Genomic DNA, 7,250 nt, shown 5'->3' on the forward strand with positions numbered 1-7,250 from the left:
GCATCCGGCAGAGCGCGCCCCGGCCTGCGGAAACGCGCTCGCGCGCTGGAGACGCACACGCACGGCGTCCGCTGGGCGCGAAGGCCGACAACCGGGCCGAAGGCCTTCAGGCGGGCCCGTCCGGCCCCCGGGCCCCGCCTCGCCGCCCGCCCACGCCTTCCTTGACCGCGCCGTCCTTGTCCAGGTACTCCATCGCCAGGGCGAAGTGCTCGCCCATCACGTTGGTGAGGTTCTGCGCCATCTCCTGCGCCAGCACCGCGTCCACGGCCTGCTGCGCGAGCGGGCGCACCCGGCGGATCAGCTCGGCCATCTCGGCGGTCTCCTCGCTGCGGACCACCGTGCCGGGCGCGTACTCGGCGATGATGTGGTCGGCGACCAGGCGGACCATGTGCTCGGCGACGTGGCCGACCTTGTCGCGCAGGTTCTCCGCTATGTCGAGCACCGAGTCCACGGTCATGCCCAGCTTCACCAGCTCGACCCCGGCGTGCAGCAGCCGCGGGCTGGGCACCCGGAAGCGCAGCCCGTCGCGTTCGAGCACGCCCAGGTCCAGGGAGCGCTTCACCGTGCGGGGCGTCACGCCGTGGCCGAAGAGTTCGCGCAGGTCGCCCATGGTCAGGTAGCCGGCGATCTCGTCGCTCCAGGCGTCCCCTACGGCCGACTCGAAGCCCAGGATGTCGGAGAGGTCCCCTCCGCGCTCCCACACCCGGAACATCTCGCCGATGTTGGCGAAGGTGTAGCCGCGCCGGAGCAGTTGGCCGATCAGCCGCAGACGCGCCAGGTGCGCCTCCGAGTAGATGCCCACGCGGCCCTCCCTGCGGGGAGGAGCGAGCAGGCCACGGTCCTGGTACACCCGGACGTTGCGCACCGTCGTGTCGGCGAGCCGGGCGAGTTCGTCAATGCGGTATTCGGCCATGGGTCCAGCCTAGAGACAAGCGCGAACCTTACTCGTCAGTAAATTCCCCGCTCCGCCCCATTGAATTGTGACAATGCTCGTTGTAACGTTCCGGCAGGAACTGTGGAGGAGATCACGTGAGGACCCCCCTGCCGCGTCACCTGCGACGACTACCCGGCCAGAACGCCCTCGTCACCGGCGCCTCCGGTGCCTTCGGCAGTGCCACGGCGGCAGTCCTCCGCCACCTCGGCGTGAACGTGGTCGGCATCGACCGCGAGCCCGCCCCCGGAGTCGTCGGCTGCGACATCACCGACGACGGGCGGGTGCGCGAGGGCGTCGCCGAGGCGCTGGACCGGCTCGACGGCCGTCTGGACCTGCTGATCCACTACGCGGGCGTCGGACCGGCCGTGGACATCGGCCGGGCCCCGGACGTCCACGTCCACCAGGCGCTGGAGGTCAACCTGCTGGGCACCTGGCGGGTCACCGCCGCCGCGATGCCCGCGCTGCTGCGCAGCGGGGGGCGCGTCCTCATCACCGCCTCGCTCCTGGCCAACCTGTCGCTGCCCTTCGCCGGCGCCTACACGGTCTCCAAGAGGGCGCTGACCGCCTACGCCGACTGCCTGCGCGCCGAGTACGGCTCGCACATCGGCGTCACCACCGTCCACCCCGGCTACGTCGACACCCCGATCCACGACAGCTCCCGGGCCACCGGGGTGGCCCTCGACGGCCTCGTCCCCGCCGAGAGCGAACGCGACACCGTCATGGCGGTGGTCCGCGCGGCCGGGGCCAGGTACGCCCGCCGCGACACGGCCTCCACCGCGCTCGGCACCGCCGGGCTCCGCCTGTTCCGGCACTTCCCCGGTACCACCGAACGGATCGTGTCGCTCCAGGTGGGCCTGCTCCTGTCGGACGGCGCGTTCGGGGAGGCGGAGATCGCCCGGGGACTCCACTCGCGGCACGCCAACCCCCTGGTCCGGCCGGACGCGTCCTGAGGAGGAACACCCAGATGACCGCTGAGATCACCGCCAAGCCCAAGATCACCGACCGCGAGGACATCGCCAAGCGCCTGCTGCGCGGCTCGGCCAAGGCCTCCTTCGACCCGCTCGTCGAGATCGACTGGGACGCCCCCGTGGACAAGGACATGTGGGCGATCCGCCCCGAGCGCCTGTCGCTGTACGGCACCTACCTGTGGGACCGGCTCACCGAGGAGCAGCGCAAGGAGCTCTCCCGGCTGGAGATCGCCAGCGTCGCCACCATCGGCATCTGGTTCGAGACCATCCTGATGCAGATGCTGGTCCGCCACGCCTACCACAACGACCCCAGCACCAACCACGTCCAGTACGCCTACACCGAGATCGCCGACGAGTGCCGCCACACCGTGATGTTCGCCAAGATGGTGGGCAAGCTCGGCTGGCGGACGCACAAGCTCGACCCCGTCGCCTTCCACCTCGGCAACCTCTTCAAGACCATCGCGCACGGCCCGCTGATCTTCGCCGGGGCGCTGTTCGTCGAGGAGGTCCTCGACCAGCTCCAGCGCGAGGCGGTGCCCGACGAGCAGATCCTGCCGCTGGTGCGCTCGGTCTCGCGCATCCACGTGGTGGAGGAGGCGCGGCACATGCGCTACGCCCGCGAGGAGTTCCAGCGCGACTGGGCCACGCGCGGCCCGCTCAACCGGGCCTACAGCCGGATCGTCCTCGGCCTGGTGACCTACTACTCGGCCACCCGGCTGATCAACCCCAAGGTGTACGCGCAGGTCGGACTCGACCCCCGCGAGGCCTCCCGGGTCGCCCGGAACAACCCCCACTGGATCGGCACCAAGACCTGGGCCGCCCGCAAGGTCGTGAGCACCCTGGGCACCGCCGGCGCCATCACCGGCCTGGGCCGCTACTTCTGGAAGAGGGCCGGGCTGCTCGGCTGACCCCTCCCCGGCTCCGGACGCCTCTCCTGTCGGCGCCCCGCGGCCGGGTCCCCTCGGGGGAACGGGCCCGCTCCCCGTCCGCCCCGAACCGCAGGCCGCGGGCTCCGGTCCGGAAGCACCGCGGCCTGCGTGCCCCAGACCCCACCGCCGGAGGACGAAACGCGCCGCGTCCTCCGGCGGTGGACCCGCCTCCCGGGGACACACCCGCCGATCCGGACGGCGACACGTCCGGGCCGGGCCGCACGAAGGGACCAAGACATGACCGAAGCACCAACCCACTTCCGGGTGGCCGTCATCGGCTCCGGCTTCGCCGGGATCGGGATGGCCGTCCGTCTCAAGCAGGCCGGCCTGGAGGACTTCGTGGTTCTGGAACGCGCCGACGGGGTCGGCGGCACCTGGCGCGACAACTCCTACCCGGGCGCCGCCTGCGACGTCCCCTCCCACCTGTACTCGTTCTCCTTCGCGCCCAACCCGCACTGGAGCCGCAGCTTCTCCCCCCAGCCCGAGATCCACGACTACATGGAGCGGGTGGCCGGGGAGTACGGGGTGCGGGAGCACGTCCGCACCGACCACGACATGAGGTCCGCGCACTGGGAACCCGAGGGCAACCGGTGGCGGATCGAGACCAGCCGGGGGACCGTGACCGCCCAGTTCCTCGTCAGCGCGGCGGGACCGCTCGCGGACCCCTCCTATCCCGATATCAAGGGCCTGGACACCTTCGAGGGGACGATGTTCCACTCGGCGGCCTGGGACCACGACCACGACCTCACCGGCCGCAGGATCGCGGTGATCGGCACCGGGGCGTCCGCGATCCAGTTCGTGCCCAGGATCCAGCCCGCAGCGGGGAGACTGACGCTGTTCCAGCGCACGGCCCCGTGGGTGATGTTCCGGCACGACCGCGACATCACCCGGCTGGAGCGCTGGCTGTACCGCAACGTGCCGCTGACCCAGCAGATCGCCCGCAAGAGCATCTACTGGGGTCGGGAGACCTACATCCTCGGCTTCGCCAAGAACCCCGGGCTGCTCTCGGTCGTGGAGAGGCTGGGCCGGGCCAACATCCGCCGCAGCGTGAAGGACCCCGAGCTGCGGGCAAAGCTCACGCCGGACTTCCGGGCGGGCTGCAAGCGCATCCTGATGTCCAACGACTACTATCCGGCGCTGGCCCGGCCCAACGTGGACGTGGTCACCGACGGCATCTCGGAGGTGCGCCCCCGCGCCGTGGTCACCCGCGACGCCTCGGGCCGCGAGACCGAGCACGAGGTGGACACGATCGTCCTCGGCACCGGGTTCCACGTGAGCGACCCGCCCGTGGCGCGGCGGATCTTCGACGCCGAGGGGCGCTCGCTCTCCGACCGCTGGGGCACGGACGCGCAGGCCTTCCGCGGCACCACGGTGGCCGGGTTCCCCAACGCCTTCGTGCTGGCGGGGCCCAACACCGGGCTGGGCCACACCTCGCAGCTGTTCATGATCGAGGCCCAGATCCGGTACACGATGCAGGCGCTGAAGTACCTGTGCCGCAACGGCCTGGACCGCATGGACGTGCGTCCGAAGGCCCAGCACGACTACAACGAGATGGTGGCCAGGGCCATGGAGGGCACGGTCTGGGTGACCGGCGGCTGCGACAGCTGGTACCTCAACGAACAGGGCCGCAACACCACGCTGTGGCCGACCTTCACCTGGGAGTTCGCGCTGCGCACGCGCTGGTTCGACCCCCGCAACTACGACCTGCGGGTGGACCGCTCCCGCGGCGGCGCCCGACGGCACGCGGTCCGCGCCGGAGCGGCTCCGGAAGGGAAACGGTATGAGCGGCTTCGGTGACGAGGAGGAGTACCGGGGCACGGTGACGGTCGTGCTGCCCGTGACCGACGGCGCGCGGCCGTCGGAGCCGTCGGAGCCGTCATCCGGCGCGAAGGGTACGACGGGTGCAGCGGACGCCGGGGGTGCGGCGGAGGAGGGCGTCGCCGTGCGGGTCCGGGCACACCTGGCGGGCCACTTCTCCCCCCTGACCGGCGACTACCGTTGGCGGGGGCGGCTGTCCTCCAGCCAGGAGGTGACCGCGGCCTTCCGCGAGGGAGTGCGTACGGTCGTGGTGCGCACCCCCGACGGGTTCGAGGGCACCGGGGTTCTGGACGAACCCGACCTGTGGGGCGGCCATCCGGTCGCCGGGGCCGGTTCACCGCCCTTCGCCGTACCCCACGTGGACATCGACGCGTCCGACGACTGAACGCGTCCGCGCACGCCCCCGGGCCCGCGCCGAACCGGATCGGCCCCTTCCGGCTACGGCGCGGCCTTCCCCGAAGCGAGAGGTATCCCCGATGGCAACCCGACACGTGGGTCAGGCCCGAGAACTCCAGGTGCGCTCCGACGACGGCACACTGCTGCACGTCGAGGTGCGCGGCCCGGAGGACGGGCCGACCGTGGTCCTCGCGCACTGCTGGGCGACCTCACTCGCCTCGTGGGGGCCGGTGGTGCGCGAACTGGACCCGTCCCTGCGGGTGGTGCTCTACGACCAGCGCGGCCACGGGCGCACCCAGGCGCCGCTGACCAGGGCGGGCTACGGCGCGCGGAAGCTGGCCGAGGACCTGTGCGCGGTCCTGGAGGCGACCGTCCCCGAGGGGGAGAAGGCCGTGGTGGCCGGGCACAGCATGGGCGGGATGACCATCATGTCGGCCGGTGCGCACCGGGTGTTCCGTGAGAGGGCCGCCGCGGTGCTGCTCACCAACACCGGGTGCAAGGAACTGCCGATGCGGTCGACCGCGATCCCGCTGCCCGGGCCGCTGGGCGCGCTGGGAGCGCAGGTCTTCCTCAGGGCCCCGGTGCCGCTGGGTCCGCGCAACGCCATCACCACGGCGGTACTGAAGTCCATGGTGATGGGCAGGAGCGCCGATCCACGCATGGTGCGGCTGTGCATGAGGATGGTCCACGCGTGCGGTGGTGTGTCCCGGGGCGCGTGGGGACGGGTGATCTGCACGCTGGAGGCGGAGGAGTCCGCCCGGCAGATCTCGGTGCCCACGGTGGTGATGGTGGGGGCCGACGACAAACTGACCCCGCCCTGGCACGCGCACCACATCGCGTCGCTGCTGAGGGACTGCCGGGAGGTGCGCGAGATCCCCGGCGCCGGTCACATGGGACCGCTGGAGTACCCGAAGGCCCTGGCCGAGGCGGTGGAGCGGCTGGCCGCCGAGCACCTGGAGCCGCCGAAGCGGGCCGCCTGACCCCGGCTCCGCGCCCACACGCCCCCCGGCTTCCCAGCCGGGGGGCGTTGGCGTGCGAAGACCCCGAAGGCGCGGGGAACACGCACACCGGGCAGCGCGGACCGGGGCGGCCCGGACCCGGGTCCCCGTGTGGGCCGTGCCCACCGCGTGTTCCCGGGCGGCGGACCGGGGAGCTGGCCGCCCCGGCCGTGAACGCCGGAGCCGCTGCCTACCGGGGTTGCGGGGACGGTTCGTCGGCGGTGTCCGGAACGGTCTCGGGTTTGGTGTGCAGGACCTCGCGGGCCTGCTCCGAGGCGCGGATGATGCTCTCGCGGACGAAGTCGACGAAGCGGGCGATGTTCTCCAGGCGCACGGCGGCCGGGGTCCCAGGCCCCAGCACCTGGACGCCCTGACGTGCGGCGGCGACGAGATGGGCCTCGGCCCGGGCGTTGGCCAACATCGACTGGTACCAGACGTCGTCGTCGACGACGTAGCGCTCGCGACGGTGTTCGTCGCGTTCACGGCGCACCAGGCCCTGACCCTCCAGGAACGCGATCGCCTTGGAGACCGAGGCCGGGCTGACCTGGAGGCGCTGGACGAGCTCGGCCGCGGTGAGGCTGCCCGTGTCGGTGGTGTAGAGGGAGACCAGGACCCGGGACGTCATCTTGGGCAGGCCCGACTGCATGAAGACGGCGGCGAACGCCGCCTCGTACTCGCGCACGGCCTCGGCGTCGCGTCCGTAGGCCTGCGGGGGCGCCTGTGGCGCACGGGTCGCGGTCCCGGTGCGGCGGCGGGCGCGGTGCCGGGTGGCGCGGTGGGCCAGGTCGGCGCGGTAGCCGGCGGGGCCGCCGTTGCGCGCCACCTCGCGCGTGATGGTCGAGGTCGGGCGGTCCAGGTCCTTGGCGATCCGCGCGTAGGCCAGTCCCTGGGTCAGCCCCAGCTCGATCCGTTGGCGTTCGGACTGGGTGAGCCTGCCTCCGGGCATCGCGGTCTCCTTCAGGGTGCGTGGGTGCGCCCACCCTAGCGTTCACTTTCCATCCATTGCAACGATCAGGAGAGAGCTTGTTGCATTAGATCCAGAACCATTGCAACATTTTCTCAGCGCCCACCTGCAGAAAAGGGGGTTTTTCGCAGAATCCCTGTTGCCCAAACTATGAATGCAACGTAGCTTTTCCAACATCAGAAACAGCGAGTCGCACCAGCGCCGCTGAAGAAGGAGAAACACGATGCACACCCTCCCCACCCC

7 protein-coding genes are annotated in these 7,250 nt (G+C 71.6%); 5 read left to right on the forward strand and 2 right to left on the reverse strand.

Annotation, left to right across the window (positions count from 1 at the left end; translation table 11 throughout):
* Nucleotides 1–106: 106 nt before the first annotated feature.
* A complete protein-coding gene (locus ABD54_RS24310) occupies nt 107–913 on the reverse strand; it encodes a MerR family transcriptional regulator (RefSeq protein WP_047871866.1) in 807 nt (268 codons plus the stop codon).
* A 116-nt stretch (nt 914–1,029) separates the two neighbouring features.
* Here ABD54_RS24310 and ABD54_RS24315 point away from each other — a divergent pair, with 116 nt between their 5' ends.
* The 5 genes from ABD54_RS24315 to ABD54_RS24335 all read left to right on the forward strand — a co-directional run bounded on the left by ABD54_RS24315 (nt 1,030) and on the right by ABD54_RS24335 (nt 6,025).
* On the forward strand, nt 1,030–1,884 hold the full coding sequence (locus tag ABD54_RS24315; RefSeq protein ID WP_047871867.1) for an SDR family oxidoreductase: 855 nt from the start codon (nt 1,030–1,032) through the stop codon (nt 1,882–1,884).
* Between the two features lie 14 nt (nt 1,885–1,898).
* On the forward strand, nt 1,899–2,810 hold the full coding sequence (locus tag ABD54_RS24320) for a diiron oxygenase (protein WP_047871868.1): 912 nt from the start codon (nt 1,899–1,901) through the stop codon (nt 2,808–2,810).
* A 258-nt stretch (nt 2,811–3,068) separates the two neighbouring features.
* Complete coding sequence (locus ABD54_RS24325) at nt 3,069–4,628, forward strand: NAD(P)/FAD-dependent oxidoreductase (protein WP_047871869.1); 1,560 nt, start codon at nt 3,069–3,071, stop codon at nt 4,626–4,628.
* Nucleotides 4,612–5,034 carry a DUF4873 domain-containing protein gene (locus tag ABD54_RS28665; protein WP_047871870.1) on the forward strand — a complete coding sequence of 141 codons (423 nt, stop codon included), beginning with the start codon at nt 4,612–4,614 and terminating at the stop codon, nt 5,032–5,034. The genes ABD54_RS24325 and ABD54_RS28665 overlap by 17 nt, the downstream gene beginning before the upstream one ends.
* A 91-nt stretch (nt 5,035–5,125) precedes the next feature.
* On the forward strand, nt 5,126–6,025 hold the full coding sequence (locus ABD54_RS24335; RefSeq protein ID WP_047871871.1) for an alpha/beta fold hydrolase: 900 nt from the start codon (nt 5,126–5,128) through the stop codon (nt 6,023–6,025).
* A 208-nt stretch (nt 6,026–6,233) separates the two neighbouring features.
* Here the strand turns inward: ABD54_RS24335 and ABD54_RS29630 are convergent, their stop codons facing one another.
* Entirely contained in the window at nt 6,234–6,989 is a 756-nt protein-coding gene (locus tag ABD54_RS29630; protein WP_047871872.1) for a helix-turn-helix domain-containing protein, read from the reverse strand.
* Nucleotides 6,990–7,250: the final 261 nt, after the last annotated feature.

Source organism: Nocardiopsis sp. RV163 (genome assembly GCF_001029525.1).
GTDB lineage: Bacteria > Actinomycetota > Actinomycetes > Streptosporangiales > Streptosporangiaceae > Nocardiopsis > Nocardiopsis dassonvillei.

Coding starts and splice junctions, on each gene's coding strand:
- ABD54_RS24320 (WP_047871868.1), top strand. CDS start 1,899: ATGACCGCTGAGATCACCGCCAAGCCCAAGATCACCGACCGCGAGGAC.
- ABD54_RS24325 (WP_047871869.1), top strand. CDS start 3,069: ATGACCGAAGCACCAACCCACTTCCGGGTGGCCGTCATCGGCTCCGGC.
- ABD54_RS24310 (WP_047871866.1), bottom strand. CDS start 913: ATGGCCGAATACCGCATTGACGAACTCGCCCGGCTCGCCGACACGACG.
- ABD54_RS29630 (WP_047871872.1), bottom strand. CDS start 6,989: ATGCCCGGAGGCAGGCTCACCCAGTCCGAACGCCAACGGATCGAGCTG.
- ABD54_RS28665 (WP_047871870.1), top strand. CDS start 4,612: ATGAGCGGCTTCGGTGACGAGGAGGAGTACCGGGGCACGGTGACGGTC.
- ABD54_RS24335 (WP_047871871.1), top strand. CDS start 5,126: ATGGCAACCCGACACGTGGGTCAGGCCCGAGAACTCCAGGTGCGCTCC.